General features: G+C 70.8%; 28 protein-coding genes, 1 tRNA gene and 1 riboswitch. Of the genes, 18 read left to right on the forward strand and 11 right to left on the reverse strand.

Annotation, left to right across the window (positions count from 1 at the left end; translation table 11 throughout):
• Window positions 1-30: 30 nt before the first annotated feature.
• The 9 genes from clpS (at window position 31) to ACIBA9_RS09955 (ending at window position 7,842) form a co-directional block, all read left to right on the forward strand.
• On the forward strand, window positions 31-348 hold the full coding sequence (gene clpS, locus ACIBA9_RS09915; RefSeq protein WP_201815795.1) for an ATP-dependent Clp protease adapter ClpS: 318 nt from the start codon (window positions 31-33) through the stop codon (window positions 346-348).
• Between the two features lie 13 nt (window positions 349-361).
• On the forward strand, window positions 362-967 hold the full coding sequence (locus ACIBA9_RS09920; protein WP_399361433.1) for a DUF2017 domain-containing protein: 606 nt from the start codon (window positions 362-364) through the stop codon (window positions 965-967).
• A gap of 362 nt (window positions 968-1,329) precedes the next feature.
• Entirely contained in the window at window positions 1,330-2,766 is a 1,437-nt protein-coding gene (locus ACIBA9_RS09925) for an amino acid permease (protein ID WP_399361435.1), read from the forward strand.
• Between the two features lie 147 nt (window positions 2,767-2,913).
• A complete protein-coding gene (locus tag ACIBA9_RS09930; protein WP_362154537.1) occupies window positions 2,914-3,336 on the forward strand; it encodes a M67 family metallopeptidase in 423 nt (140 codons plus the stop codon).
• Between the two features lie 79 nt (window positions 3,337-3,415).
• Entirely contained in the window at window positions 3,416-3,511 is a 96-nt protein-coding gene (locus ACIBA9_RS09935; RefSeq protein WP_362154535.1) for a putative leader peptide, read from the forward strand.
• Between the two features lie 117 nt (window positions 3,512-3,628).
• Window positions 3,629-3,907: a MoaD/ThiS family protein gene (locus ACIBA9_RS09940; RefSeq protein WP_362154532.1), complete on the forward strand. Its 279-nt coding sequence runs from the start codon at window positions 3,629-3,631 to the stop codon at window positions 3,905-3,907.
• 17 nt (window positions 3,908-3,924) lie between these two features.
• Complete coding sequence (locus ACIBA9_RS09945; RefSeq protein ID WP_362154529.1) at window positions 3,925-4,875, forward strand: cysteine synthase; 951 nt, start codon at window positions 3,925-3,927, stop codon at window positions 4,873-4,875.
• A gap of 269 nt (window positions 4,876-5,144) precedes the next feature.
• A complete protein-coding gene (locus ACIBA9_RS09950; protein ID WP_399361438.1) occupies window positions 5,145-7,217 on the forward strand; it encodes a putative Ig domain-containing protein in 2,073 nt (690 codons plus the stop codon).
• A 148-nt stretch (window positions 7,218-7,365) separates the two neighbouring features.
• Window positions 7,366-7,842: a hypothetical protein gene (locus ACIBA9_RS09955; protein WP_399361440.1), complete on the forward strand. Its 477-nt coding sequence runs from the start codon at window positions 7,366-7,368 to the stop codon at window positions 7,840-7,842.
• A gap of 23 nt (window positions 7,843-7,865) precedes the next feature.
• On the opposite strand, the gene ACIBA9_RS09960 is transcribed toward ACIBA9_RS09955, so the two are convergent.
• Entirely contained in the window at window positions 7,866-8,324 is a 459-nt protein-coding gene (locus ACIBA9_RS09960; RefSeq protein WP_399361442.1) for a type II toxin-antitoxin system PemK/MazF family toxin, read from the reverse strand.
• A 248-nt stretch (window positions 8,325-8,572) separates the two neighbouring features.
• Between ACIBA9_RS09960 and ACIBA9_RS09965 the strand changes: the two genes are divergently transcribed.
• Window positions 8,573-9,325, forward strand: coding sequence for an MBL fold metallo-hydrolase (locus tag ACIBA9_RS09965; protein ID WP_399361444.1), 753 nt, complete (start codon window positions 8,573-8,575; stop codon window positions 9,323-9,325).
• A 71-nt stretch (window positions 9,326-9,396) separates the two neighbouring features.
• Here the strand turns inward: ACIBA9_RS09965 and ACIBA9_RS09970 are convergent, their stop codons facing one another.
• On the reverse strand, window positions 9,397-10,659 hold the full coding sequence (locus ACIBA9_RS09970) for a PTS transporter subunit EIIC (RefSeq protein WP_399361446.1): 1,263 nt from the start codon (window positions 10,657-10,659) through the stop codon (window positions 9,397-9,399).
• Between the two features lie 190 nt (window positions 10,660-10,849).
• Window positions 10,850-12,157: a PTS transporter subunit EIIC gene (locus ACIBA9_RS09975; protein ID WP_399361448.1), complete on the reverse strand. Its 1,308-nt coding sequence runs from the start codon at window positions 12,155-12,157 to the stop codon at window positions 10,850-10,852.
• A gap of 185 nt (window positions 12,158-12,342) precedes the next feature.
• Here ACIBA9_RS09975 and ACIBA9_RS09980 point away from each other — a divergent pair, with 185 nt between their 5' ends.
• The 3 genes from ACIBA9_RS09980 to ACIBA9_RS09990 all read left to right on the forward strand — a co-directional run bounded on the left by ACIBA9_RS09980 (window position 12,343) and on the right by ACIBA9_RS09990 (window position 13,976).
• Window positions 12,343-12,576 (forward strand): PTS glucose/sucrose transporter subunit IIB, encoded by a 234-nt coding sequence (locus tag ACIBA9_RS09980; protein ID WP_353602427.1) that lies wholly within the window; start codon window positions 12,343-12,345, stop codon window positions 12,574-12,576.
• 99 nt (window positions 12,577-12,675) lie between these two features.
• Entirely contained in the window at window positions 12,676-13,413 is a 738-nt protein-coding gene (rph, locus tag ACIBA9_RS09985) for a ribonuclease PH (protein ID WP_399361450.1), read from the forward strand.
• Between the two features lie 158 nt (window positions 13,414-13,571).
• A complete protein-coding gene (locus tag ACIBA9_RS09990) occupies window positions 13,572-13,976 on the forward strand; it encodes a hypothetical protein (protein ID WP_399361452.1) in 405 nt (134 codons plus the stop codon).
• Window positions 13,977-13,997: 21 nt separating this feature from the next.
• Here the strand turns inward: ACIBA9_RS09990 and ACIBA9_RS09995 are convergent, their stop codons facing one another.
• Genes ACIBA9_RS09995 through ACIBA9_RS10010 form a run of 4 tightly spaced genes read right to left on the reverse strand, consistent with a single transcriptional unit; the run spans window position 13,998 to window position 17,406 of the window.
• Window positions 13,998-14,771, reverse strand: coding sequence for a DUF1707 domain-containing protein (locus ACIBA9_RS09995; protein WP_399361454.1), 774 nt, complete (start codon window positions 14,769-14,771; stop codon window positions 13,998-14,000).
• A gap of 9 nt (window positions 14,772-14,780) precedes the next feature.
• Entirely contained in the window at window positions 14,781-15,788 is a 1,008-nt protein-coding gene (locus tag ACIBA9_RS10000; protein WP_399361456.1) for an ATP-binding cassette domain-containing protein, read from the reverse strand.
• A gap of 3 nt (window positions 15,789-15,791) precedes the next feature.
• Window positions 15,792-16,568: an ABC transporter permease gene (locus ACIBA9_RS10005; RefSeq protein WP_399362082.1), complete on the reverse strand. Its 777-nt coding sequence runs from the start codon at window positions 16,566-16,568 to the stop codon at window positions 15,792-15,794.
• A 37-nt stretch (window positions 16,569-16,605) separates the two neighbouring features.
• Window positions 16,606-17,406 carry an ABC transporter permease gene (locus ACIBA9_RS10010; RefSeq protein ID WP_399361458.1) on the reverse strand — a complete coding sequence of 267 codons (801 nt, stop codon included), beginning with the start codon at window positions 17,404-17,406 and terminating at the stop codon, window positions 16,606-16,608.
• A gap of 985 nt (window positions 17,407-18,391) precedes the next feature.
• Here ACIBA9_RS10010 and ACIBA9_RS10015 point away from each other — a divergent pair.
• Window positions 18,392-21,088, forward strand: coding sequence for a transglycosylase domain-containing protein (locus ACIBA9_RS10015; protein WP_399361460.1), 2,697 nt, complete (start codon window positions 18,392-18,394; stop codon window positions 21,086-21,088).
• 15 nt (window positions 21,089-21,103) lie between these two features.
• Here the strand turns inward: ACIBA9_RS10015 and ACIBA9_RS10020 are convergent, their stop codons facing one another.
• The 3 genes from ACIBA9_RS10020 to ACIBA9_RS10030 all read right to left on the reverse strand — a co-directional run bounded on the left by ACIBA9_RS10020 (window position 21,104) and on the right by ACIBA9_RS10030 (window position 22,328).
• Window positions 21,104-21,424, reverse strand: coding sequence for a DMT family transporter (locus ACIBA9_RS10020; RefSeq protein ID WP_393738200.1), 321 nt, complete (start codon window positions 21,422-21,424; stop codon window positions 21,104-21,106).
• Between the two features lie 37 nt (window positions 21,425-21,461).
• Window positions 21,462-21,534: riboswitch (guanidine-III (ykkC-III) riboswitch) on the reverse strand.
• 49 nt (window positions 21,535-21,583) lie between these two features.
• Entirely contained in the window at window positions 21,584-21,886 is a 303-nt protein-coding gene (locus ACIBA9_RS10025; protein ID WP_393899556.1) for a GroES family chaperonin, read from the reverse strand.
• Between the two features lie 112 nt (window positions 21,887-21,998).
• Window positions 21,999-22,328, reverse strand: coding sequence for a DUF3618 domain-containing protein (locus ACIBA9_RS10030; RefSeq protein WP_399361462.1), 330 nt, complete (start codon window positions 22,326-22,328; stop codon window positions 21,999-22,001).
• Window positions 22,329-22,421: 93 nt separating this feature from the next.
• On the opposite strand from ACIBA9_RS10030, the gene bcp reads away from it, so the two are divergent.
• The 4 genes from bcp (at window position 22,422) to ACIBA9_RS10050 (ending at window position 24,331) form a co-directional block, all read left to right on the forward strand.
• Window positions 22,422-22,889: a thioredoxin-dependent thiol peroxidase gene (bcp, locus tag ACIBA9_RS10035; protein ID WP_362154491.1), complete on the forward strand. Its 468-nt coding sequence runs from the start codon at window positions 22,422-22,424 to the stop codon at window positions 22,887-22,889.
• A gap of 138 nt (window positions 22,890-23,027) precedes the next feature.
• Window positions 23,028-23,690, forward strand: coding sequence for an HNH endonuclease signature motif containing protein (locus tag ACIBA9_RS10040; protein ID WP_399361464.1), 663 nt, complete (start codon window positions 23,028-23,030; stop codon window positions 23,688-23,690).
• A gap of 410 nt (window positions 23,691-24,100) precedes the next feature.
• Entirely contained in the window at window positions 24,101-24,241 is a 141-nt protein-coding gene (locus ACIBA9_RS10045) for an HNH endonuclease (protein WP_399362085.1), read from the forward strand.
• Between the two features lie 15 nt (window positions 24,242-24,256).
• Window positions 24,257-24,331, forward strand: a tRNA-Leu gene (locus ACIBA9_RS10050).
• A 54-nt stretch (window positions 24,332-24,385) separates the two neighbouring features.
• Here ACIBA9_RS10050 and rdgB read toward each other — a convergent pair.
• Window positions 24,386-24,988, reverse strand: a complete 603-nt coding sequence (rdgB, locus tag ACIBA9_RS10055; RefSeq protein ID WP_399361466.1) for an RdgB/HAM1 family non-canonical purine NTP pyrophosphatase — start codon at window positions 24,986-24,988, stop codon at window positions 24,386-24,388.
• Window positions 24,989-24,990: the final 2 nt, after the last annotated feature.

Raw genomic sequence — 24,990 nt, forward strand, 5'->3', positions numbered from 1 at the left:
AGTGTGACGATTTATCGCGCGCGTGGCAGCATGGGCTGTGTGACGTCACCCGCGCCCGTAGAGATCGAACGCACCGAGTCGGCGGAGGAGGTCTTCGCCGTACCCGAACCCGACGTCCCCTGGGTCACCATCGTGCACAACGACCCGGTCAACCTCATGAGCTATGTGACGTACGTCTTCCAGTCGTACTTCGGCTACACCAAGGACAAGGCCACCAAGCTCATGCTCGATGTCCACCACAAGGGCCGGGCGGTCGTCTCCAGCGGTTCACGCGAGGAGATGGAGCGCGACGTGCAGGCGATGCACGGATACGGTCTGTGGGCCACCCTCCAGCAGGACCGGAAGTAGCGAACCCACTGAGATGCCCGGACATTTCGAACCGCTCCCCGGCGGCGGCGCGGCCGTCGCACTCGACGACGTCGAGGTCTCCATCATCCGCTCGCTGGCCGTCCAGCTGCTGGAGCTCATCGGTCCCGGCCCCGGCGCCGACGCGCCCGACGACCCGCTCGCCGAGCTGTTCGCCGACGGTCCGAGCGAACCGCCGGCCGACCCCGTCCTGCGCCGGCTCTTCCCGGACGCCTACATCGACCCGGAGAAGAGCCCGGACTCGGTCGAAGAGGCCGAGGAGCGGCGGGCGCACTCCGCCGAGTTCCGCCGCTACACCGAGAACGACCTCAGGGCGGGCAAGCGGGAGAGCGCGCTGGCGGTGATCCGCGCCCTGGACGCGCTCGCGCCGGTGGACGCCGGCGGGGCCGTGCTGAAGCTGACCCCGCCCGAGTCGCGGCAGTGGCTCGGCGCGCTGAACGACCTGCGGCTCGCGATCGGGGCCCGGCTCGACATCACGGACGAGGACGACTCCGATCTGCTCTTCCGGCTCCCCGACGAGGACCCGCGCAAGCCGATGGTGATGGCCTATCTGTGGCTCGGCGGCCTCCAGGAGACGCTGGTGACGACCCTTATGCCGTGATCTGCCCGGCCGTGTCCCCCCTGGGGCGCTCCCGAGTGTTCGCTCAGAGGACGCTCAAATCCGGATAACGATCCCGTCACCGTTGCGGCCTGTTTTGACGCGTTTGGGCGTTCTTTGTCCGCTTTTACCTATGCGATGCGCCACAACGGCCCCGCGTGATCAGTGTTGCGGCCGTGATAAATCTTCACGACCGCCCGGCCAACACCACCCATGTTCGGCCGGGTGCGCCACCGAGCCGGCGACCGCCGGCCAGGCACGAGCGGGCTCGCGAAAACCCGCTCAGCTCCATCATCCGGGGGGATCGAAACCCGATCCGAGGCCGACGACAGGCCCGGGTCGGCATGGAGAAAGGCGCACCACACATGACCTCAGCGCAGGTCGACCAGCATCGCGACGGCACCGAGGCCGGGACGGCCGAGGGCGGCGAGGGCGGCGAGGGTTACCAGCGCGGGCTCGGAGCCCGGCAGATCCAGATGATCGCCATCGGCGGAGCCATCGGCACGGGTCTCTTCCTCGGCGCGGGCAAGGGCATCTCCAAGGCCGGCCCCAGCCTGATCCTGGCGTACGCCGTCGCGGGCCTCGTCATCTTCCTGATCATGCGCGCCCTCGGCGAGCTGCTGATGTACCGCCCGGTGTCGGGTTCGTTCTCGGAGTACGCGCGCGAGTTCATCGGCCCCTTCGCGGGCTTCGTGACCGGGTGGACGTACTGGCTGTTCTGGGTGGTCACGGGCATCACCGAGGTCACGGCCGCGGCCGCCTACATGACGTACTGGTTCGACGTCCCGCAATGGGTCTCGGCCCTGATCTTCACGGTCGTGCTGTACGGCGCCAACCTGATCTCCGTGAAGCTCTTCGGTGAGCTGGAGTTCTGGTTCTCCATGGTCAAGGTCACCGCGATCATCGGCATGATCCTGATCTGCGTCGGCATCCTGACGGTCGGCTTCTCCGACGCCGGCGACACCGCCTCGGTGAGCCACCTGTGGAACGACGGCGGCTTCTTCCCGCACGGGGTCGGCAGCACGCTGATGACCCTGCAGATGGTCATGTTCGCCTTCCTCGCCGTCGAGCTGGTCGGTGTGACCGCGGGCGAGTCGAAGGACCCCAAGAAGGTGCTGCCCAAGGCGATCAACACCGTGCCGTGGCGCATCGCCGTCTTCTATGTCGGCGCGCTGATCATGATCCTGTCGGTCGTGCCGTGGACGCAGTTCCACCCGGGCGTGAGCCCCTTCGTGGCCGCGTTCCAGAAGATGGGCCTGGCCGCGGGCGCGGGCATCGTCAACTTCGTCGTCCTCACGGCCGCGCTGTCCTCCTGTAACTCCGGCATGTACTCCACCGGCCGCATGCTGCGCGACCTGGCGCTCAACAGCCAGGGCCCGAAGTTCTTCACCAAGCTGACACGCAGCGGTACCCCGCTCGCCGGCACGACGTTCTCCGCCGCGCTGATGCTGGTCGGCGTCTGGATCAACTACCAGTGGCCGGGCAAGGCGTTCGACTACGTCGTCTCCTTCGCGACCATCTCCGGCATGTGGGCCTGGATCGTCATCCTGGTCTGCCAGATCCGCTACCGCAGGAAGGCCGACCGGGGCGAGCTGCCGCAGAGCGAGTTCCGGGCGCCGGGAGCCCCGTACACCAGCGTGTTCGCGCTCCTGTTCATCCTCATGGTGATCGTGATGATGGGCATCGACAAGGACGCCCGCGTCTCGCTGTACTGCGCGCCGCTGTGGGGCCTGATCCTGGGCGTCGCCTACTGGGCGCTCAAGCGCCGCAACCCGGAGGCCGCGGCCTTCGCCAAGCGCTGACGCCTCCGCCGGACACCCTCCCCGGGACGTCCGGCCGCCGGGAGTACTCGTGGCACCCCCGCCGGCCGCCGCTCAGGACGTCCGCCATGTGGGCCGTCCCGTACCACACCTCGGTACGGGACGGCCCCTTTGCTTATCCTGACCCCCATGCTGACCCTCACCCAGGCCCTGTACGACCGGATCGTCGCCCACGCCCGCGAGGACCACCCCGACGAGGCGTGCGGCGTGGTCGCCGGCCCCGCGGGCACCGGGCGCCCCGAGCGCTTCATCCCCATGCTGAACGCGGCCCGCTCGCCCACCTTCTACGAGTTCGACTCGCAGGACCTGCTCAAGCTCTACCGCGAGATGGACGACCGCGACGAGGAGCCGGTGATCATCTACCACTCCCACACCGCGACCGAGGCCTACCCCTCCCGGACCGACATCGGCTACGCGGGCGAGCCCGGCGCCCACTACGTCCTCGTCTCCACCGCCGACGCCGACGGGCTCGGCGCGTTCCAGTTCCGCTCCTTCCGCATCCTCGACGGCGAGGTCACGGAGGAGGAGGTCGAGGTCGTCGAGGCCTACTGATCTCAAGGGGTGGTTGGAATCCGTCCGCGATGTGGACCTGCATTCCGGAAGGCGGACCGGGAATCGATACGATGAGCCCATGGTTCTGAACGACGTGAGCGACAAGGCGCCGGGCACGCTGCTCGTCGCGCGGCTGCACGTCGACCTGTGCAGGCTGAGCAGCGCCATCTGTTGACGTTCCCCGCCGCCGCACGGCCGTGAGCCGCGGCGCTCCCTCAGGGGCCACCGGGCCCCGGGGGTCCCCGGGCACGCACATCGAATCGACGAACCCTTCCGACAGGAGCCCGCAACCATGGCCATCGAGGTCCGCATCCCCACCATCCTTCGCACCTACACCGACGGCCGGAAGGCGGTCGAAGGCACCGGGGCCACCCTCGCCGAGCTGTTCGCCGACCTCGAGACCCGGCACGCGGGCATCCAGGCCCGCATCGTGGACGGCGACCAGCTGCGCCGCTTCGTCAACGTCTACCTGAACGACGAGGACGTCCGCTTCCTGGACGGCATCACCACCAAGCTGACCGACGGCGACAGCGTGACGATCCTGCCGGCCGTGGCCGGCGGCATGCGCTGATCGGCCGCTGAGCAGCGATGCGCTACGACTCCCCGCTGGCCGCGGTGGGCAACACCCCCCTGGTGCGCCTGCCGCGGCTGTCGCCGTCCCCCGACGTCCGGATCTGGGCCAAGCTGGAGGACCGCAATCCCACCGGCTCGGTCAAGGACCGCCCCGCCCTGCACATGGTCGAGCAGGCGGAGAAGGACGGCCGGCTGACCCCGGGCTGCACGATCCTGGAGCCCACCTCGGGCAACACCGGCATCTCCCTCGCCATGGCGGCCAAGCTCAAGGGCTACCGCATGGTGTGCGTGATGCCGGAGAACACCTCGCAGGAGCGCCGGGACCTGCTCGGCATGTGGGGCGCCGAGATCATCTCCTCCCCGGCCGCGGGCGGGTCCAACACCGCCGTGCGCGTGGCCAAGGAGCTGGCCGCCGAGCACCCCGACTGGGTGATGCTCTACCAGTACGGCAACCCGGACAACGCCGGAGCCCACTACGCCACCACCGGCCCGGAGATCCTCGCCGACCTGCCCTCCGTCACCCACTTCGTCGCGGGCCTCGGCACCACCGGCACCCTGATGGGCGTCGGCCGCTATCTGCGCGAGCACAAGCCGGACGTCCGGATCGTCGCCGCCGAGCCGCGCTACGACGACCTCGTGTACGGGCTCAGGAACCTCGACGAGGGGTTCGTACCCGAGCTGTACGACGCCTCCGTGCTCACCACCCGCTTCTCCGTCGGCTCGGCGGACGCGGTCACCCGCACCCGTGAACTCCTCCAGCAGGAGGGCATCTTCGCGGGCGTCTCCACCGGCGCCGCCCTGCACGCGGCGATCGGGGTCGGCAGGAAGGCGGTCGCGGCGGGCGAGAGCGCCGACATCGTCTTCGTGGTGGCCGACGGCGGCTGGAAGTACCTGTCCACCGGTGTGTACACGGCGGCCACCACCGAGGAGGCCATCGAGACGCTCCAGGGCCAGCTCTGGGCCTGAGGGCCCTCCCCGGCACGTCTCAAGCACGGGCCAGCCCCCTCCTATGAGGGGGCAATTCCATCCTATGGAGAGGCAAAGAATTCCCTCCGGTACTGCCGGTGCCGCGGAGGGCGGGATTACGTTCCTCCCGCACCCCTGACATGTCACGCTCAGCGCGGCATCGGGGTGCGAGTGTCATGCTCATGACTGCGCGGTCTCGCCGCCGCTACGCGCGTCACGGGCCTGCCCCACCCAGTGCGAATCCCCACTTCCGACGGAGGCAGTACCCCATGCGTGAGTCACGCCCGAGTGCGCGGAGGCGGAGTCTGCGAAGACTCGTCGCCGTCGCCTTCCCCGCCCTCGCCCTCACCGTCGCCGGACTCGTCGCGGCACCGACAGCGGGGGCCCAGCCCGCCGCCGCTGCCACGCCCCACACGACCAAGGCCACGCAGAACGCCAAGGCCCTGACCGACCCCAGGCGGCAGACCTTCCACGCGACCGGCAAGGCCGGCCAGAAGGTCCCCACGACCCGGCTGTGCGCCACCGCCGAGCCGGGCCACGCCTCGTGCTTCGCCCAGCGCCGCACCGACATCAAGCAGCGGCTCGCCTCGGCGCTCGCCGCCGCGGCACCCTCCGGCCTCTCCCCGGCCAACCTGCACAGCGCCTACGCCCTGCCCACCACGGGCGGTTCCGGTCTGACCGTCGCCATCGTCGACGCCTACAACGACCCCAACGCCGAGTCGGACCTGGCCACCTACCGCTCCACCTACGGCCTGTCCGCCTGCACCAAGGCCAACGGCTGCTTCAAGCAGGTCAGCCAGACCGGCTCCACCACCTCGCTGCCGACGAACGACAGCGGCTGGGCCGGTGAAGAGGCGCTCGACATCGACATGGTCAGCGCGGTCTGCCCGAACTGCGCCATCGACCTGGTCGAGGCCAACTCCGCGAACGACACCGACCTCGGCATCGCCGAGAACGAGGCCGTCGCGCTCGGCGCCAAGGTCGTCTCCAACAGCTGGGGCGGCTCCGAGGCCTCCACCCAGACCTCCGAGGACACCCAGTACTTCAAGCACCCGGGCGTCGCGATCACCGTCTCCTCCGGTGACTCCGCCTACGGCGCCGAGTACCCGGCGACCTCCCAGTACGTGACCGCCGTCGGCGGCACCGCGCTCACCACCGCCTCCAACTCCCGCGGCTGGAGCGAGTCGGTCTGGCACACCAACTCCACGGAGGGCACCGGCTCCGGCTGCTCGGCCTACGACCCGAAGCCGAGCTGGCAGACCGACACCGGCTGCTCCAAGCGCATGGAGGCCGACGTCTCCGCCGTAGCCGACCCGGCCACCGGCGTCGCGGTCTACGACACCTACGGCGGCTCCGGCTGGGCGGTCTACGGCGGCACCAGCGCCTCCGCCCCGATCGTCGCCGGCGTCTACGCCCTCGCGGGCACCCCGGGCGCGAGCGACTACCCGGCGAAGTACCCCTACTCCCACACCTCCAACCTGTACGACGTGACCAGCGGCAACAACGGCAGCTGCTCCCCGTCCTACTTCTGCACCGCCGGCAGCGGCTACGACGGCCCGACCGGCTGGGGCACCCCGAACGGCACCGCCGCCTTCACCGCCGGGGGCGGTGGCACCGGCAACACGGTGTCCGTCACCAACCCCGGCAGCCAGTCCACCACCACCGGCGGCTCCGTCAGCCTGCAGATCCACGCCACCGACAGCGCGGGCGCGGCCCTGACCTACAAGGCCTCCGGCCTGCCGGCCGGCCTGTCCGTCAACAGCTCCACCGGCCTGATCACCGGCACGGCGTCCACCGCGGGCACCTACCAGGTCACGGTCACCGCGACCGACTCCACCGGCGCCTCTGGCTCCACCTCCTTCACCTGGACGGTCGGCTCCGGCGGCGGCACCTGCAACTCCGCCCAGCTGCTGGCCAATCCGGGCTTCGAGTCGGGCGACACCGGCTGGACCGACAGCAGCGGCGTCATCACCAACGACTCCGGTGAGGCCGCCCACGGCGGCTCCTACAAGGCGTGGCTCGACGGCTACGGCTCCACCCACACCGACACGCTGTCCCAGTCGGTGACCGTCCCCGCCGGCTGCAAGGCCACGCTCACCTTCTACCTGCACGTCGACACCGCCGAGACCGGCAGCACCGCGTACGACAAGCTGACGGTCACCGCCGGTTCGAAGACCCTGGCCACCTACTCCAACCTCGACAAGGCCTCCGGGTACAGCCAGAAGACCTTCGACCTGTCCTCGTTCGCGGGTCAGACGGTCGCCCTGAAGTTCAGCGGGGCGGAGGACTCCTCCCTGCAGACCAGCTTCGTCGTGGACGACACCGCCCTGACGACCGGCTGAGCCCCACCCCGGTGGATCCCGCACGCGGAGCCGCTCCGCGTGCGGGATCCACGCGCGCGCGGATCCGTTAACGCCGGTGGTACGTCACATCCGTACCAGGCGGCCGACCGGCCGACCGGTCCGAAGGACGGCAGAAAGGCGGATCCCCATGCGCCGTACGACACCCCTCGCCCTCACGGCGGCAGCGCTGCTCCTCGCCGGCTGCGGCTCCCACGACGGTGGGGACAGCGGCAGCAACGGCAAGGTGTCACCGGCGCCCTCCTCCTCGGATACCGCCACCCGCTCGCCGGACCCGACCACGGGCAAGTGCGCGGACCAGGTGGAACTGAAGGCCGCCGACAACGGACGCACCGTCTGCGTGACCAAGGGCGGCGAGGTCCGGCTGACCCTGGACGGCACCAGGACCCGCCCGTGGAAGCCCGTCACCGCGAGCGGCACCGGGCTGACCGCCATCAACGCGGGCCTCGTGCTCAGGCCCGGCGACGCCACGGCCGCGTACCGGGCGGTGGCCGCCGGAACCGTACGTCTGTCGTCCTCCCGCCCCCTGTGCGCCGAGCCCACCGCCCCCGGCCAGGTCTCCTGCAAGGGCATCCAGGAGTGGCGGGCCACCGTGCGGGTGGGCTAGAGCTCGATCGTCGGGGGAGGGCCCTAACCGGCGAGGTGTCGGACCTGGTCCCACAGGACCGGGTCGACCACGCCCACCCGGCGCCGGAAGTCGCGCACCGGGACCTCGCGCAGCTCGTCGGTCTCCAGGAAGCTGGGGCGGCCGCGGGCGTCGCCGACCGAGCCGGGCGGCAACGGGATGACCCCGGCCCGCTCGTCGTGGTACTTGCTGGTGATCTTCGCGACCGTGGCCCGGTCGCCGCGCACGGTCAGCACCAGGCAGGGACGGTCCTTCACCACGGAGCGGTCCTCGTAGGGGACGTCGGCCCACCAGATGTCGCCCGGGGCCGGCCGTTCGGGGCGCGCGGCGCGCGTACCCGGCCGGCCCGGTGGCCGCAGCCGCCGCCCGCCGGGCCGGCGCCCGCGTCCCCAGCCGTCGACGAGTGTGGCGACCAGCGCGAGCAGTACCACCGCGGCGAGCGCCAGCCACCAGGACGTGTCCATACGACGACGTTACCGGCGCGCGCCGCGCATCGCGCGCCCTCTCGCTATTCGGATGCGCCCCGGGTCCAGCCGAACCGGTGACAGCACAGGTGAGTTCGCCCACAACGGCCCCTGGCGAAGGAGCGACCCGCCCTTTCGCGCCTTAGGCTCGACGCACCGCACGACCGTCGTTCAGCTCCCTTCGGAAGGCCCCGTTCCGAGGCCTCCCCGCCCGCCCACCGGTTTCCGCCAACGGAGGTTTCTGCTTCATGAAGCTCACCGTCGTCGGCTGCTCGGGGTCGTTCCCGTCCGTGGATTCGGCCTGTTCGAGCTACCTCGTCGAGGCCGACGGCTTCCGGCTGCTCCTCGACATGGGCAACGGCGCCCTGGGCGAGCTGCAGCGCCACTGCGGTCTGTACGACCTCGACGCGATCTTCCTCAGCCATCTGCACGCCGATCACTGCATCGACATGTGCGCGTACTTCGTCGCGCGCTACTACCGCCACGAGGGCGGCCGCTGCGCCCCGATCCCCGTCTACGGCCCCGAGGGCACCGAGCACCGGCTGACCACCGCCTACGCGGACACCCCCTCGGCCTCCTCCATGAGCGAGGTCTTCGACTTCCACACGATCAAGCCCTCCACGTTCGAGGTCGGACCGTTCACGGTGCACACCGAGCGGGTCTGCCACCCCGTGGAGGCGTACGCCGTCCGGATCGAGCACGCGGGGAAGTCCCTGACCTACTCGGGTGACACGGGTGTCACCGGGGTGCTGGACGAGCTGGCCCGGGACACCGACCTGTTCCTGTGCGAGGCCGCGTTCACGCACGGCAAGGAGAGCGTCCCCGACCTGCACCTCAACGGCCGTGAGGCGGGTGAGACGGCGGCCCGCGCGGGCGCCCGGCGCCTGGTCCTCACCCACATCCCGCCGTGGACCGACCCGCAGGTCAACCTCCGCGACGCCCGCGAGGCCTTCGGCGGCCCCGCACACCTGGCGGCGCCGCGACAGACGTACGAGATCTGACGCCACCGTCGCGCACGAAGGCCCCCGGAGCCACGGCTCCGGGGGCCTTCGTCATGCCGTCGCGGCCGGTCTCACGCCTTGGTGAGGTCCTCGACCTCCTCCTCGGGCTCGCGGCCCGGGGTCTTGAGGTCGAACCTGACGATGGCGAAGCGGAACGTCACGTAATAGATCGCGCCGAAGACCAGACCGATCGGGATGATCAACCAGGGCTTGGTCGCCAGGTGCCAGTTGAGCGCGTAGTCGATGAGACCGGCCGAGAAGTTGAACCCGGCGTGGACGCCCAGACCCCAGGTGACGGCCATCGACACCGCGGTGAGCAGGGCGTGCAGGACGTACAGCAGCGGCGCGACGAACATGAAGGAGAACTCGATCGGCTCGGTGACACCGGTGACGAACGAGGTCAGCGCGAGCGAGACCATCATGCCGAGCACGGCCTTGCGGCGCTCGGGGCGGGCGCAGTGGGCGATGGCGAGGGCGGCGGCCGGCAGGCCGAACATCATGATCGGGAAGAAGCCCGACTGGAAGAGACCGGCGGACGGGTCGCCGGCCAGGAACCGGGTGATGTCGCCGTGCACGACCTCGCCGGAGGAGTTCTTGAAGTCACCGATCTGGAACCAGGCCACCGTGTTGACGAACTGGTGCATGCCGACCGGGATCAGACCGCGGTTCACCGCGCCGAACAGTGCGGCACCGCCCGCCCCGAGACCGGTCATCCACTCGCCGAAGTGCGCGATGCCCTTGCCGATCGGCTCCCAGACCAGACCGAAGAAGACGCCCATCACGATGCCGACGAAGGCCGTGATGATCGGCACGAGCCGGCGGCCGTTGAAGAAGCCGAGCCAGTCGACGAGCCTGGTGCGGTGGAACCGCTGCCACAGCACCGCGGCGAGCAGACCCATGATGATGCCGCCGAGCACACCGGGGTCGTTGAACGTCGCCTCGACGATCTTGCCCTTCTCGATGTGCTGCTCGGTCAGCGGGAAGGCCTGGAGCACCTTGCTGTAGACGAGGAAGCCCACCACGGCGGCGAGGGCGGTGGAACCGTCCGCCTTCTTGGCGAAGCCGATGGCCACGCCTATGCAGAACAGCAGCGGGAGGGAGCCGGTCAGCGCGCCGCCCGCGTTGTTGAACACGGCGGCGACCTTGTCCCAGCCCAGGCCGTCCTTGCCGAAGATGTCGTCCTGGCCGAGCCGGACCATGATGCCCGCCGCCGGCAGGACGGCGATCGGCAGCTGCAGGCTGCGGCCGACCTTCTGCAGGCCCTGCAACAGGCCCGATCCCCGCTTCTTGGCCGGCTTTGCCGCCGGGGCCGCCGTCTCGGTGGCGGTGCTCATACTTCCTCCATCGGGTGGTGGTCTACACCACTCAGTGGTGTAGACCTGTTGTAGCACGATGAAGGGCGTATAAGGAACCACGAGATCCGCTACCGGGGCGCTACGCGCAGTACCCGTCCGCGGGCCCGCGCCGGAGCGTGCCGAAGGCCCCCGTTCCGGACGGTCCGAGGGCCCCGACTGCCGTGCGGCGTCAGACCTTTGTGACGTCCTCGACCTCCTCCGTGGGCTCCCGCCCCGGGGTCGTCAGGTCGAACCTCGTGATCGCGAACCGGAAGACAAAGTAGTACACCGCCGCGAAGCACAGCCCGATCGGGATGATCGCCCACGGTTTCGTCGCCAGATGCCAGTTGATGACGTAGTCGATCAGGCCGGCCGAGAAGCCGAAACCGTCGTGCACCCCGAGCGCCCAGGTCACCGCCATCGACACCCCCGTGAGCACCGCGTGGATCGCGTAGAGGAACGGGGCGATGAAGAGGAAGGAGTACTCCAGCGGTTCGGTGATGCCGGTCACGAACGAGGTCAGCGCCACCGACAGCATCAGGCCGCCGACCTCCTTGCGGCGCTCGGGCCGCGCGCAGTGCGTGATCGCCAGCGCGGCCGCCGGCAGCGCGAACATCATGATCGGGAAGAAGCCGGAGGTGAACTGGCCGGCGTGCGGGTCGCCCGCGAGGAACATGTTGATGTCGCCGTGCACCGGCTTGCCGCCCGGCGGGGTGTAGGTGCCGAACTGGAACCAGATGGGCACGTTCAGGAACTGGTGCAGGCCGATGACGAGCAGCGCCCGGTTGGCGACGCCGAAGATGCCCGCCCCCCAGGCGCCGGTGTCCCGCAGCCAGTGGCTGAAACTCTCCAGACCGCTGCCGATGGGCGGCCAGATCCACAGGCACAGCGCGGCGAAGAGGATGGCGACGAACGACATGATGATCGGCACCAGCCGGCGGCCGTTGAAGAAGCCGAGCCAGTCCACCAGCCGGGTGCGGTGGAAGCGGGCCCAGAAGAACGCGGTCAGCAGACCCATCACGATGCCGCCGAAGACACCGGGGTTCTGGAAGGTGAAGGCCGACACCGTCCCGTCCCGCACCTGGCAGCCGACGTTCGCCACCGCCCTGGAGCCGCCGGGGCAGTCCTGCGGGAACTGGTGCAGCACGCCGTAGTAGACGAGGAAGCCCGCCACCGCCGCCAGCGCCGTGGAGCCGTCCGACTTCTTGGCCATGCCGATCGCCACGCCCACGCAGAACAGCAGCGGCAGCCCCAGGGAGCCGTCGAGCAGGGCGCCGCCCGCACCCAGCATGACCTTGGAGACGGTGGTCAAGCCCAGGCCGCCCTGCCCGACCACTCCCGGCTGGGCCAGCCCGATCAGCAGGCCCGCGGCCGGCAGCACCGCGATCGGCAGCTGAAGACTGCGGCCCATCTTCTGCAGGCCCTGGAACAGCCGGCTCCAGCGGGCGCGGGCCGGACCGGCCGTCGTCTCGGTGCTGCCTGCGCTCTCGGCGCTCATGGGCGTCCTCCGGCCGCTCTACTCGGACGCGGTTTGGCGACCGTCCCCGCGGTGGTGTAGACCAGTTGCCCGGACGGTTCCGCTGTCGTGATCGCCATCATTCGGCAAGGACGGCATGACCGCTCGCGAAGATGGGCCAACTGTGGGTTACTGCGACAAAGCGGTTCGGATCAGGGAGAAGGAACATGGCCACCAAGGCTGAGAAGATCGTCGCCGGGCTCGGCGGCATCGACAACATCGAGGAGATCGAGGGCTGCATCACCCGGCTCCGCACCGAGGTGTCCGACCCCTCGCTGGTCGACGAGGCCGCCCTGAAGGCCGCCGGCGCCCACGGTGTCGTCAAGATGGGCACCGCCATCCAGGTCGTCATCGGCACCGACGCGGACCCGATCGCCGCGGAGATCGAAGACCTCATGTGAAGGCGCAGGGCCACCACCCGTGGCCCTGCGGTTCACCGGTAAGGGGCTCTTCCCGCCGCGGGAGGAGCCCCTCACGTCACTCCCGATAGGCTCGTCGCCATGTCTCGCATCGACGGCCGTACCCCCGAACAGCTCCGCCCCGTCACCATCGAACGCGGTTGGAGCAAGCACGCCGAGGGCTCCGTCCTCGTCTCCTTCGGCGACACCAAGGTCTTCTGCACCGCCTCCGTCACCGAGGGCGTCCCGCGCTGGCGCAAGGGCAGCGGCGAAGGCTGGGTCACCGCCGAGTACTCCATGCTGCCCCGCGCCACCAACACCCGCGGCGACCGCGAGTCCGTCAAGGGCAGGATCGGCGGCCGGACGCACGAGATCTCCCGGCTCATCGGCCGCTCCCTGCGCGCCGTCATCGACTACAAGGCGCTCGGCGAGAACACCATCGTCCTCGACTGCGACGTCCTCCAGGCCGACGGCGGCACCCGCACCGCCGCGATCACCGGCGCCTACGTGGCGCTGGCCGACGCCATCGCCTGGGCCCAGGGCAGGAAGCTGATCAAGGCCGGGCGGCAGCCGCTCACCGGCACCGTGAGCGCCGTCTCCGTCGGCATCGTCGACGGGGTGCCCCTGCTCGACCTGTGCTACGAGGAGGACGTGCGCGCCGAGACCGACATGAACGTCGTCTGCACCGGCGACGGCCGCTTCGTCGAGGTCCAGGGCACCGCCGAGGCCGAGCCCTTCGCCCGGGGCGAGCTGAACGCCCTGCTCGACCTCGCCGTCACCGGCTGCACCGAGCTGGCCGCCCTCCAGCGCGCCGCCCTGGAAGCCACCCTCGCCAAGTAGCGGCGGCGCACGGACCTGCCCGGGGGAGTAAAGGGACGACCAAGACAGCCCGTACACACGGGCAACCCTTCCCCCCTTTCCCGGCGTCCTAGGGATACGGGCGCCCGGCTCATCGCCGTGCGCCCGGCCAGCCGCACCAGGGGAGGACACCCACCATCATGGCCGCCAGCCGACGCAGACGCCGTGGCGTCACCACCATCGCCGCCGCCATGGCCGCCGCCGCACTCACCGTCGGACTCACCACCGGCTGCGACGCCGTGAACAAGGCCATGGACTGCGTCCAGACCGCCGACACCATCGCCGACGGCGTCACCGACCTCCAGCAGGCCGTGGAGAGCGCCGCGAACGACCCGACCCGGGCCGACGCCTCCCTCGACTCCATCGAGAAGAACCTCGCGAAGATCGGCGACAAGACCGACGACACCGACGTCAACAAGGCGGTCGACAACCTGCGCACCGCCGTCGGCAACGTCCGTACGGCCATCAAGGACGGCGACAGCACCCCCGACGTCAGCCCCGTCACGGACGCGGCCGGCGAACTCACCAAGGTCTGCACCTCGTAACGGGACGCCCCCCGCGGCCCCTCAGTACTCCTCGCCCCGCCGCCGCTCCCGCTCCGCGCGCCGCCCCCGGTGCAGTTCGTGCCGCTCCTCGCGGCGCGCCTGGTGCAACTCCTGCCGGGAAGCCCTGCGCTCCAGCTTCTCCTGGCGGCGCTGCTCCTTCAGCCGTTGCCGCTCCGCCCGGGTCGCCTTGCGCTCCACACCGACCCCGCCCCAGAACGCGAAACCGCCGATCACCACCCGCGGCGCACCCGGATCCGGCGGCCCCTCGTCCCGGGGGTGCTCGAAGGCACCCATCACACCGACACCGCGCACGACGACCTCGACGCCGGGCGGGACGACGACCTGCAACCCGCCCATGATCGCCACACAGTTGACGTGGACCTCGCGGTCCGCGAAGTCCGCCTCCCGCAGGTCGATCACCCCGCCACCCATGAAGGCGAAACAGCCGAACCGCTTCGGCATCGTCCAGCGGCCCTTGCGCTCGAACCCCGACAGAATCGCGATCCCGCCCGACGAGGACCCCTCACCCCCGACGATCCGGCCCGCCCAACCCCCCTCGGACACCGGACCCTTGACGAAGGAGACCGGAGCGGACGCCACGGCGCCGGCCACCGGCAGATCACGGGTGAGCGGCGCCAACTCGCCATACGTGCGCGCCTTGTACGCCGCCTCCAGCCGCTCCTCGAACTCGGCCATGTCCAGCCGGCCCTCGGCCACGGCGTCCCGCAGGACTTCGGCCACCTGGTCACGGTCGGCGTCGGACGCCCGGAGCTCCGGGACTGCGTCGTCGGTCATGACAGCAGCCTACGAGACGGCCTTCTCCGCGTACATCCTGGCGATGACGGCCTCGATGTCCGGCTCCCGCACCGACAGATCCACCAGTGGATAGCGCGCCGCCAGCTCCGCGACCAGCGGCGCGGCCGACTGCCCCGCCGGGAACGCCAGCCACTGCCGGGGCCCCTCCACCCGCACCACCCGCGCCGACGCCACCCGCACCGGCGGCAGTTCCCGCTCCAGGTCCACCACCAGCGTCCGTTCGCTCTCCCCGGCCTCGTGCAACCCCGCGAGCGCACCGTCGTACACCAGCCGGCCGTGGTCGATCACCATCACCCGGGAGCACAGCTGCTCGATGTCCTGCAGATCGTGCGTGGTCAACAGCACGGTCGTCGCGCGCTCGGTGTTCAACTCCCGCAGGAAACCCCGCACCTTGGCCTTCGACACGACGTCCAGACCGATCGTCGGCTCGTCCAGGTACAGCACCTCCGGATCGTGCAGCAGCGCCGCCGCGATGTCCCCGCGCATCCGCTGCCCCAGCGACAACTGCCGCACCGGCACGTCCAACAGGGCGCCCAGCTCCAGCAGTTCCACCAGCCGGTCCAGGTTCTCCCGGTACCGGTCGTCCGCGATGCGGTACATGCGGTGGGCCAGCCGGTACGAGTCGATCAGCGGCAGATCCCACCACAGCGTGGTCCGCTGCCCGAACACCACCCCGATCCGGTGCGCCAACCGCCTGCGCTCACGTGCCGGATCGATCCCCGCCACCCGCAGCCGCCCCGCGCTCGGCGTCAGGATGCCGGTCAGCATCTTGATCGTCGTCGACTTGCCGGCCCCGTTCGGCCCGATGTAGCCGACCATCTCGCCACGCGCCACGGTGAACGACAGCGAGTCCACCGCCCGCACCGCCCGCCGCTCCCGCTTGAGGAACCCCGTCTTCCTGCGCACCTCGAAGACCTTCTCGACACCCTCCAGCGCGATGAAGGCACCCTCCGCCCCCCTGCCGTCCTCGGCCCGGCCCAGCCCACCGTCCGCCATACGTCAGCTCCCTGTGCTCCGATACGAACGAAGTCCCGCCCGCCACGCCAGCCCCGCCAGCGCACAGCACCCCACCGCCACCAGCGGCGGCGCGAACGCCACCCACCCCGGCAGCCCCACCGGATACGGCCGCCCCAGCACATAGCTCGCGGGCAGCCAGTTGACGAAGGCCAGCGGCAGCACGAACGTCACCCCGCGCACCAGCTCCCGCGCGAACACCGTCGGCGGATACTGCAGCAGCGTCGTACCGCCGTAGGTGAACGCGTTCTGCACCTCCGAGGCGTCCTGCACCAGGAACTGGAAGGCCGCTCCCGCCACGAACACCGCGCAGAAGATCCCGCAGCCGCTCACCACCGCCACCGGCATCAGCAGCACCTTCGACGGCGTCCACGCCACATCCAGCCGGGCCACCGCCCAGCCCAGCACCAGCAGACCCTGCGTCACCCGGCCCAGCCGCCGGAGCGCGAACTGGTCCGCCGCCACCTGCGCCAGCACCGGCGCCGGACGCACCAGCAACGTGTCCAGCGTCCCGTCCCGCACCCGCCGCCCCAGCCGCTCCATCGACCCGATCACCAGATCGGCCAGCCCGAACGCCGTACCGGACAGCCCGTACAGGAACGCCACCTCCGGCAGCGACCAGCCACCAAGGGCGTCCACCCGGGAGAACATCAGCATGATCGCGACGAAGTCGAAGAAGGTCGCCGCGAAGTTCCCGAACGTCGTCATCGCGAACGAGGCGCGGTACGCCATCGTGGACCGGATCCACATGCCGGCGATCATCCGGTACACGCGCACGCTCTCCGCCGGCCGGCCGGGCTCACCCACCCTGCACCACCACCCGCCGCGTCGCCGCCGACTGCAGCAACCGCCCCGCACCCAGCAACACCACCGCCCACGCCCCCTGGAACAGATACGTCCCGAGCGGATCCGCCTGCCCCAGCAGGATCGCCGCGGGCGCCTGGAGCAACCCGGACCACGGCAGGACCCGTACGACCTCCCCCAGCACCCCCGGGAAGACGTTCAGCGGAAGCAGCATGCCCGAGCAGAAATACCCCGCGAGCCATGAGATCTGCGACACACCCGCGCCGTCCAGCAGCCAGAACGCGCTGAGCGCCAGCAGGAACCGGATCCCGAACCCCACGAGCATCGCCAGCAGCACGGCGACGAGGAAGGCGACCCAGGTGCCGACGTCCGTCGGCAGATACACCGGGAAACACAGGGCGCCGAAGACGAACGGCACCAGACCCCGCCCGAGCAACTGGAAGAACGCCCGCCCCAGGTCCGCCGCCAGCCACCACATCTGCAGGTCGGCGGGCCGGTACAGGTCGATCGCCACGTCCCCCGTACGGATGCGTTCCATCAGCTCGCCCTCCACGCCCCCACCGCCGATCGCGAGCGTCGACAGGAACGCCTGGCCCAGCCACACATAGGTCACGACCTGCGCCTGATCCCACCCGCCCAGGTGCGGCCGCTCGTCCCACAGCGCGCGATAGGTGTACACGAGGATCAGCCCGAAGACGGTGTTGGTGAAGACCCCTGCCGCAGTGGCGGCCCGGTAGGTCGCGTACCGTCTGAATCCCCCTACCGCGACGGCCACGTACAACCGTCTGGCGCCCACGACAGTCGACCTCCCAGGACCGCTCGACACCGAAGCGCAGGAGCCTAGTCCGGAGGCCCGGCGGCCGGCCACGCATTATCCGTGCCGGAAGCGTGCCGGAATCCGGGAACGGAACGCCAGGTGCGAGAGTCTTCATTCAAGGGGCGCAGAAGGCGTACGAGGCGTACGGGAAACGTACGACGCGAAACAGGAGTCCGTGCACGACATGAGCGACGAGCCGCAGCCGCAACAGCCGAACGAAGGCGTTGCGCCGGAAGAGCCGCTGCCGGCTGAAGGGCCCGGTACCCCGGGGGGCCGTGAGGAGACGGCTGCCCGAGGGGACGAGGGAACGAGGAAGGCCGAGGGGGGAGTGCCACAGGCGAGGGCCGAGGGGCCGCGCGACAGCGCCGGCGACACCCGGCAGGGTGAGCGTCCGCGAGCACGCGAGCGCGCCGACGACCGGACGGCTTCCGTCGCCCGCGCCCGCCAGGCATCCCGCGACGCCCACACGCCCCACCCCCGAACCCCGCCCCCGGGCGGGGCGCCCGCGCGCGGCGAGGCCCCGGCCTCCGCCGGAAGCGACCGGGCCTCCGCCTCCGGCGGGACCGACCGGACCTCCGGCGGGACCGACCGGGCTTCCGGTGGGACCGACCGGGCTTCCGGTGGGACCGACCGGGCTTCCGGTGGGACCGACCGGATCTCCGGCGGAAGCGACCGGACCTCCGGTGCGGGCCGGGCGTCGGCGTCCGGCCGGACCTCGGCTCCCGGCGGGGCCCCCGCCCCCGGCGGCTCGGCCGGTGCCGTGGCCTCCGGTGGCGCCTCCGCGCCCGGGGGACGTTCCGCGTCCGCTGACGGCGGCGCGGCCAAGCGCCCCTCCGTCCCGGGCGGGACCTCGGCCGGTCGCGATGGCTCGGCGGCCGGCGCCGCCGGTGGCGGGACCACCGGCAGCGGGAAGCCGCAGGCGACCGGGAACCCCGAGAAGTCTCAGTCGGCCGAGAGCACCCAGGTGCTGCGGCGTATCACCCCGCCCCGGGGGGCCGCCGCGGGCACGCCCTCCCAGGGCAGCGGCGACAGCCGCGCCCCGGAGACCACACAGGTCCTGCGACGCGTCAACGCACCGCGCGCGGGCGAGCCGAACACCGGCAGCGGCGCGCCCCGGCCGGGCGCCCCGAACCCCGCAGGCCGGCCGGCCGGGGCCGCCCCGGCGTCCTCCCCGGGCGTCGCGGGCGTCGCGGGCGCCACCGGCGCCGGAGCCAAGGTGCCCCGCCAGGCCTCCGAGCCGGGGCGGTCGCCGCAGGACGCGACCACCGCCCTCGCCACGGACAGCGCGGCCGGCCCGGCCCCCGCCGGCGACGGAAAGGGCAAGAAGCCCAAGCGCCCCAAGCGCAAGGGCTGGCGACGGCTCTTCCCCACCTGGCGCATGGTGCTCGGCACCTTCGTGCTCGGCATAATCCTGATCATCGGCCTGTTCTTCCTCGGCTACTCCATGGTCAACATCCCGCCGGCCAACGCCCTCGCCATGAAGCAGAGCAACGTCTTCCTGTACGCCGACGGCTCCCAGCTCGCCCGCGACGGCACGGTCAACCGCGAGAAGGTCGACCTCTCCCAGATCTCCAAGGCCGCCCAGCACGCCGTACTCGCCGCGGAGGACCGCGACTTCTACACCGAGTCCGCCATCGACCCCAAGGCGATGCTGCGCGCCGGCTGGAACACGGCGACCGGCAAGGGCAAGCAGTCCGGCTCCACCATCACCCAGCAGTACGTGAAGAACTACTACCTGGCCCAGGAACAGACGGTCACCCGCAAGGCCAAGGAGTTCTTCATCTCGATCAAGCTGGACCGGCAGAAGTCCAAGGACGAGATCCTCGAGGGCTACCTGAACACCAGCTTCTTCGGCCGCAACGCCTACGGCATCCAGGCCGCCGCCCAGGCCTACTACGGCAAGGACGCCGCCGACCTCGACCCGGCCCGCGCCGCCTACCTCGCCGCGCTCGTCAACGCGCCCAGCGAGTACGACGTCGTCGCCCACCCCGAGAACAGGAAGTCGGCCCTCGCCCGCTGGAACTATGTCCTGGACGGCATGGTCAAGAAGGGCTGGCTCACCCAGTCCGAGCGCACCGGCCTGAAGTTCCCCATGCCCAAGCAGCAGACGGTCTCCACCGGCCTGTCCGGCCAGCGCGGCTATCTCGTCGAGGCGGTCAAGCAGTACCTGACCGCCAACCACATCATCGACACCGACCAGCTCGCGGCCGGCGGCTACCGCATCACGACCACCATCCAGAAGCGCAAGCAGGACGCCTTCGTCAAGGCGGTCGACGACCAGCTGATCTCCAAGCTGGACAAGAAGAACCGCAAGGCCGACACCTACGTCCGGGCCGGCGGCGCCTCCGTCGACCCCAGGACCGGCAAGGTCGTCGCCATGTACGGCGGCATCGACTACGTCAAGCAGTACACCAACGGCGCGACCCGCGGTGACTACCAGGTCGGCTCCACGTTCAAGCCCTTCGTGTTCACCTCCGCGGTGCAGAACGGCTCGACCACCCAGGACGGCCGCGCCATCACCCCGAACACCGTCTACGACGGCACCAACAAGCGGACCGTCCAGGGCTGGAGCGGCACCCCCTACGCCCCGGAGAACGAGGACCAGAAGTCGTACGGCCCGATCACCGTGCGCAAGGCCACCGACCTGTCGGTGAACTCCGTGTACGCGCAGATGGCCGCCGACGTCGGCCCGACCCAGGTCAAGAAGACCGCGGTCGACCTGGGCATCCCCGCCGGCACCCCCGACCTGTACCCGTCCCCGTCCATGGCCCTCGGCACCGCCACCGCCAGCGTCCTGGACATGGCGGAGGCGTACGCCACGCTAGCCAACCACGGCAAGCACGGCACGTACACCCTGGTCGAGGAGATCACCAAGGCCGGCACGGACCAGGTCAAGCTGCCCGGCCGGCAGGTCGAGCAGGCCGTCAGCCGGGAGGCCGCGGACACCACCACCTCGGTGCTGAAGAGCGTGGTCGACAGCGGCACCGCCACCGCCGCGCAGGCCGCCGGCCGACCGGCGGCCGGCAAGACCGGAACCGCCGAGAGCGACAAGGCCGCCTGGTTCGCGGGCTACACCCCCGACCTCGCCACGGTCGTCGCCGTCATGGGCCAGGACCCGGTCACGGCCGCGCAGAAGCCGCTGTACTACGCCCTCGGCCAGCCCCGTATGAACGGTGGCGGCCCGCCCACCGCCATCTGGGCCCAGTACACGCGCACGGCGCTGGAGGGCAAGCCGGTCAGCGACTTCGACCTCCAGCTCCAGCCGGGCGCCGACCGGGTCGAGGAACCCCCCGCCACCGGCACGGCGACGCCCGGAACCAACGGCGGCCAGGACACCGGCGGCACCACCGACGGCGGCCAGGACGGTGGCGCCACGACCGCGAGCCCGACCGACGGCGGCACCGGCACCCCCACCGACGGCGGTACGACGACCGACGGCGGCGCCACCACCGGCCAGAGTCCCACCGGCGGCGGCCCCACCACCACAGGCGGCGGACCCACCACCGGCGGCGGCACGGCGACCGGCGGAGGCACCGCCACCGGCGGCGACCAGACCGGCGGAGGCACCGACGCGGGCGGCGGGACTCCCGGCGGTGCCGACGCCGGCGGCACCGCGGGCACCACCGCCGGGGCCCCGCAGCTCACCGGCCGACGGCAGTGAGCGGGACGTGACACCTCAGTGACCGCTGGTCGCCTTCAGCCCCACCACGGCGACCAGCAGCAGACAGACGAAGAACACCCGGGCGGCGGTGACCGGCTCACCCAGCACCACCATGCCGAGCACCGCCGCACCGGCCGCGCCGATGCCCACCCAGACGCCATAGGCGGTACCGATGGGCAGAGACTTCGCGGCGTACGACAGCAACACCATGCTCGCGACGATGCCGGCACCGGTGAACAGACTCGGGACCAGCCGGGTGAAACCCTCGCTGTACTTCATCCCGATCGACCAGCCGACCTCCAGCAGACCGGCGACGACGAGCAGAACCCAGGCCATGACAGGCACCTCCGAGACGGACGACGACTCTTCCTGCGGTGCGTCGTCTTTGCCTTGGACCCGGTACGGCGCGTCTCGTCGGGCTCCTTTCGAACATAGCAAAGGAACGCGGAAGGGGCCGGTGACGGTGGTCACCGGCCCCTTCCGCGATCGTGATCGTCAGAGATACAGCCCCGTGGAGTCCTCCGACCCCTCGAACCGGTCCGCGGCGACCGCGTGCAGATCACGCTCGCGCATCAGCACATACGCCACGCCCCGCACCTCCACCTCGGCCCGGTCCTCCGGGTCGAACAGGACGCGGTCACCAGGCTCCACGGTCCGTACGTTCTGGCCGACCGCGACGACCTGGGCCCACGCCAGCCGCCGCCCGACCGCCGCGGTGGCCGGAATCAGGATGCCTCCACCCGACCGCCGCTCGCCCTCACCGGTCTCCTGCTTGACCAGAACGCGGTCGTGCAGCATCCGGATGGGCAGCTTGTCGTGCTGGGGGATGCCGTGCTCGTTTCTGTTGGCGCTCACGTCCCTGAACCTACCTGCCTCCACCGCGCCTGTACGCGACCGGGTGCCCGCGGGCTCAGCCTCTGCGCCGCCGGGACCGGAGCGTGAGCAGCCCCACGACCCCCACGGCGACCAGCGCGACCGGCACGACCCGCTCCAGCCGGGGCGCCCCGCTCTCGTCCACGAACCGCGCCCGCACCTCGCTCACGGCGCGGTTGACCTGCACGTACGCCCGCCCGAGGGTGTGATCGACGTTCGCGACCACCTTGGCCTTCGCGTCCCCGACGATCGTCTTGGGGTGCACCCGCACCCCGATCTCGTCGAGTGTCTCGGCCAGCACTTCGCGGCGGCGCCTGATGTCCGCCTCGATCTGCGCCGGGGTTCTCGTGTCCGACGTGTCCGCCACCGTACGGCCTCCGAAGTCTCCTGATGCTGTTCCGGACAGTCTGTCAGCTCATCGCCGCGCCGCACCGCAAGGCCCCCCGGTTACGCTGGCCCGATGAGCGAGCGACTTCAGCCGGGGGACCTGGCCCCCGCCTTCACCCTCCCCGATGCCGACGGCAACGAGGTCTCCCTGTCGGACCGCAAGGGCCGCAAGGTCATCGTCTACTTCTACCCCGCCGCCCTCACCCCAGGCTGCACCAAGCAGGCCTGTGACTTCACCGACAACCTCGCCCTCCTCGCGGGCGCCGGCTACGACGTCGTCGGCATCTCCCCGGACAGCCCGGAGAAGCTGGCGAAGTTCCGCGAAAAGGAGTCCCTCGGGATCACCCTGCTGGCCGACCCCGAGAAGACGGTCACCGAGGCCTACGGCGCCTACGGCGAGAAGAAGAACTACGGCAAGACCTACCTGGGCGTCATCCGCTCCACGGTGATCGTGGACGAGGAGGGCAAGGTCGAGCGGGCCCTGTACAACGTCCGCGCCACGGGCCACGTCGCCAAGATCATCAAGGACCTGGGGATCTGACCCCTCCCTGCACCGCCGACGGCGGCTCCCACCGGCCCACCCGGTGCGAGCCGCCTTCCCTTTTCCGCCGTGACCGCCCGGCAAGCGCTTCGTTACTCCATACGAGTAACGAACACCCGACCGGAATGGAGCCCACCGATGGGGGCGGACACCTACCCCGAACAACGCCTGCACCAGGCAGCCCACGAAGCACGAACCCTGACGGAAGCCCTGGAACGCCTGGGAGCGGACCCGAGGGGTCCGGCACGGAGATACGTGCTCGCGCGGATGAGGAAGCTGGGGGTGGACGTCTCGCACTTCGAGCGGGAGGGGGTGAAGTGGACGCGTGAAGTCCTCGAACCGGTGGTGGCGGCATCCGTGAGCGTCAACGAGGTGGTGCGCCGGCTCGGACTGGACTCCGTGGGCGGGCACCAGGCCAACATCGCCCGTCGGATCAAGGCCTACGGCATGGACACCTCGCACTTCACGCCCGTGGTCCGGACCGAGCGAATGCGGAACAACCAGCGCCGCCGAACCCCCGGAGAGATCCTCGTCGAGGACACGTCGGCGCACCCATGCCGCGTCCCGAGCCGTCGGCTCAAGCGCGCCATGAGGGAGCTGGGTGTGGAGGAACGCTGCGCCCTGTGCGGTGTGGAACCGGTCTGGCTCGGCCGACCCCTCCCGCTGGAGGTCGACCACGTGAACGGCGACTGGCGCGACAACCGCCTCGGGAACCTCCGCCTGCTCTGCCCGAACTGCCACTCGACGACGGATACTTACCGCGGACGCGGCAAAGGGCGTTCCCGGGCCGGTGACGCATGAGCCAGGCGGCCACGCACACAGGGGAACGGTCGGCCGAGACGGCCGCGCGGTGCTTCGGCCCGGACGAGGACACTGCCCGGTCGGCCTCGAGGGAATTACGGGCGGCCGTCGAAGCGTCCGTGTCGATCGCGCAGGTGCTTCGCCACCTGGGGTGCGCGAACAACGGATGGCAGCGATCACGGGTTCGTCAACGGATCGCCGACGAGCGGCTGGACACCTCGCACTTCCTCGGCCGAGCACATGCGCGAGGCAAGCCAGGAACGCGGGCGAGAGGGCCCGAAGAGGTCCTGGTGCCGCACGTCGGCGGACACCGGGTCGCGGCCAAGCGGCTTCGCAGCGCGCTCGTCCAAGTCGGCGTACCCGAGCGATGCGCCGGCTGCGGGGTGGGCACCGAGTGGCTCGGAAAGCCGATGACGCTCGAGGTGGACCACATCGACGGGAACTGGCGGGACAACCGCCGGGAGAATCTCCGGCTGCTGTGCCCGAACTGCCATGCGATCACTGCCAGCTGGTGCAGAGGAGGTCGACGAGCGTCCCACCTCGACCAGTAGAGTAGGCACGGCTGAGGGCCCGTACCCCAGCTGGCTAGAGGGCGCCGGTTTAGGTCCGGTGTGTCGTGGGTTCGAGTCCCACCGGGCCCACGAGCGGGGCGGCCCCGCGCCTCGCATCCGGGGCGCGGGGCCGCCTCATCGCACTCAGCCCAGCAGCTCGCGCACGGCCGGTACCAGCGCTCGGAATGCCTTCCCCCGGTGGCTGATCGCGTTCTTCTCCTCGGGGGTCAGCTCCGCGCAGGTGCGGGTCTCGCCGTCGGGCTGGAGGATCGGGTCGTAGCCGAAGCCGTTCGTGCCCGCGGGCGCATGCCGAAGGACTCCCCGCAACCGGCCCTCCACCACCCGTTCCGTGCCGTCCGGCAGGGCCAGCGCCGCCGCGCAGGCGAAGTGCGCGCCACGGTGCTCGTCCGCGATGTCGGCGATCTGGGCGAGGAGCAGGTCGAGGTTGGCCTTGTCGTCGCCGTGCCGGCCGGCCCAGCGGGCGGAGAAGATGCCGGGGGAGCCGTTCAGGACGTCGACACAGAGACCGGAGTCGTCGGCGACCGACGGAAGGCCCGTGGCCCGCGCGAGGGCGTGGGCCTTGAGCAGGGCGTTCTCGGCGAAGGTGACGCCGGTCTCCTTGACGTCGGGGATGTCCGGGTAGGCGTCGGCGCCGATCAGCTCGTGCGGCAGGTCCGCCTCGGCGAGGATCGCCTTCAGCTCGGTGAGCTTTCCGGCGTTGCGGGTGGCGAGGATCAAGCGGGTCATAC

It is taken from the genome of Streptomyces sp. NPDC051452, from assembly GCF_044454765.1.
Taxonomy (GTDB): Bacteria; Actinomycetota; Actinomycetes; order Streptomycetales; family Streptomycetaceae; genus Streptomyces.

Excerpts from the sequence above, each read along its gene's own strand:
- clpS (WP_201815795.1), top strand. The coding sequence starts at position 31 with ATGGGCTGTGTGACGTCACCCGCGCCCGTAGAGATCGAACGCACCGAG.
- ACIBA9_RS10040 (WP_399361464.1), top strand. The coding sequence starts at position 23,028 with ATGGGGGCGGACACCTACCCCGAACAACGCCTGCACCAGGCAGCCCAC.
- ACIBA9_RS09945 (WP_362154529.1), top strand. The coding sequence starts at position 3,925 with ATGCGCTACGACTCCCCGCTGGCCGCGGTGGGCAACACCCCCCTGGTG.
- ACIBA9_RS09965 (WP_399361444.1), top strand. The coding sequence starts at position 8,573 with ATGAAGCTCACCGTCGTCGGCTGCTCGGGGTCGTTCCCGTCCGTGGAT.
- ACIBA9_RS10025 (WP_393899556.1), bottom strand. The coding sequence starts at position 21,886 with ATGCTGCACGACCGCGTTCTGGTCAAGCAGGAGACCGGTGAGGGCGAG.
- ACIBA9_RS10005 (WP_399362082.1), bottom strand. The coding sequence starts at position 16,568 with ATGATCGCCGGCATGTGGATCCGGTCCACGATGGCGTACCGCGCCTCG.
- ACIBA9_RS09960 (WP_399361442.1), bottom strand. The coding sequence starts at position 8,324 with ATGGACACGTCCTGGTGGCTGGCGCTCGCCGCGGTGGTACTGCTCGCG.
- ACIBA9_RS09975 (WP_399361448.1), bottom strand. The coding sequence starts at position 12,157 with ATGAGCGCCGAGAGCGCAGGCAGCACCGAGACGACGGCCGGTCCGGCC.
- ACIBA9_RS09990 (WP_399361452.1), top strand. The coding sequence starts at position 13,572 with ATGGCCGCCAGCCGACGCAGACGCCGTGGCGTCACCACCATCGCCGCC.
- ACIBA9_RS10020 (WP_393738200.1), bottom strand. The coding sequence starts at position 21,424 with ATGGCCTGGGTTCTGCTCGTCGTCGCCGGTCTGCTGGAGGTCGGCTGG.
- ACIBA9_RS09980 (WP_353602427.1), top strand. The coding sequence starts at position 12,343 with ATGGCCACCAAGGCTGAGAAGATCGTCGCCGGGCTCGGCGGCATCGAC.
- rdgB (WP_399361466.1), bottom strand. The coding sequence starts at position 24,988 with ATGACCCGCTTGATCCTCGCCACCCGCAACGCCGGAAAGCTCACCGAG.
- bcp (WP_362154491.1), top strand. The coding sequence starts at position 22,422 with ATGAGCGAGCGACTTCAGCCGGGGGACCTGGCCCCCGCCTTCACCCTC.
- ACIBA9_RS09930 (WP_362154537.1), top strand. The coding sequence starts at position 2,914 with ATGCTGACCCTCACCCAGGCCCTGTACGACCGGATCGTCGCCCACGCC.
- ACIBA9_RS09995 (WP_399361454.1), bottom strand. The coding sequence starts at position 14,771 with ATGACCGACGACGCAGTCCCGGAGCTCCGGGCGTCCGACGCCGACCGT.
- ACIBA9_RS09940 (WP_362154532.1), top strand. The coding sequence starts at position 3,629 with ATGGCCATCGAGGTCCGCATCCCCACCATCCTTCGCACCTACACCGAC.
- ACIBA9_RS10045 (WP_399362085.1), top strand. The coding sequence starts at position 24,101 with ATGACGCTCGAGGTGGACCACATCGACGGGAACTGGCGGGACAACCGC.
- ACIBA9_RS09950 (WP_399361438.1), top strand. The coding sequence starts at position 5,145 with ATGCGTGAGTCACGCCCGAGTGCGCGGAGGCGGAGTCTGCGAAGACTC.
- ACIBA9_RS09920 (WP_399361433.1), top strand. The coding sequence starts at position 362 with ATGCCCGGACATTTCGAACCGCTCCCCGGCGGCGGCGCGGCCGTCGCA.
- rph (WP_399361450.1), top strand. The coding sequence starts at position 12,676 with ATGTCTCGCATCGACGGCCGTACCCCCGAACAGCTCCGCCCCGTCACC.
- ACIBA9_RS09925 (WP_399361435.1), top strand. The coding sequence starts at position 1,330 with ATGACCTCAGCGCAGGTCGACCAGCATCGCGACGGCACCGAGGCCGGG.
- ACIBA9_RS09935 (WP_362154535.1), top strand. The coding sequence starts at position 3,416 with ATGGTTCTGAACGACGTGAGCGACAAGGCGCCGGGCACGCTGCTCGTC.
- ACIBA9_RS10000 (WP_399361456.1), bottom strand. The coding sequence starts at position 15,788 with ATGGCGGACGGTGGGCTGGGCCGGGCCGAGGACGGCAGGGGGGCGGAG.
- ACIBA9_RS09955 (WP_399361440.1), top strand. The coding sequence starts at position 7,366 with ATGCGCCGTACGACACCCCTCGCCCTCACGGCGGCAGCGCTGCTCCTC.
- ACIBA9_RS09970 (WP_399361446.1), bottom strand. The coding sequence starts at position 10,659 with ATGAGCACCGCCACCGAGACGGCGGCCCCGGCGGCAAAGCCGGCCAAG.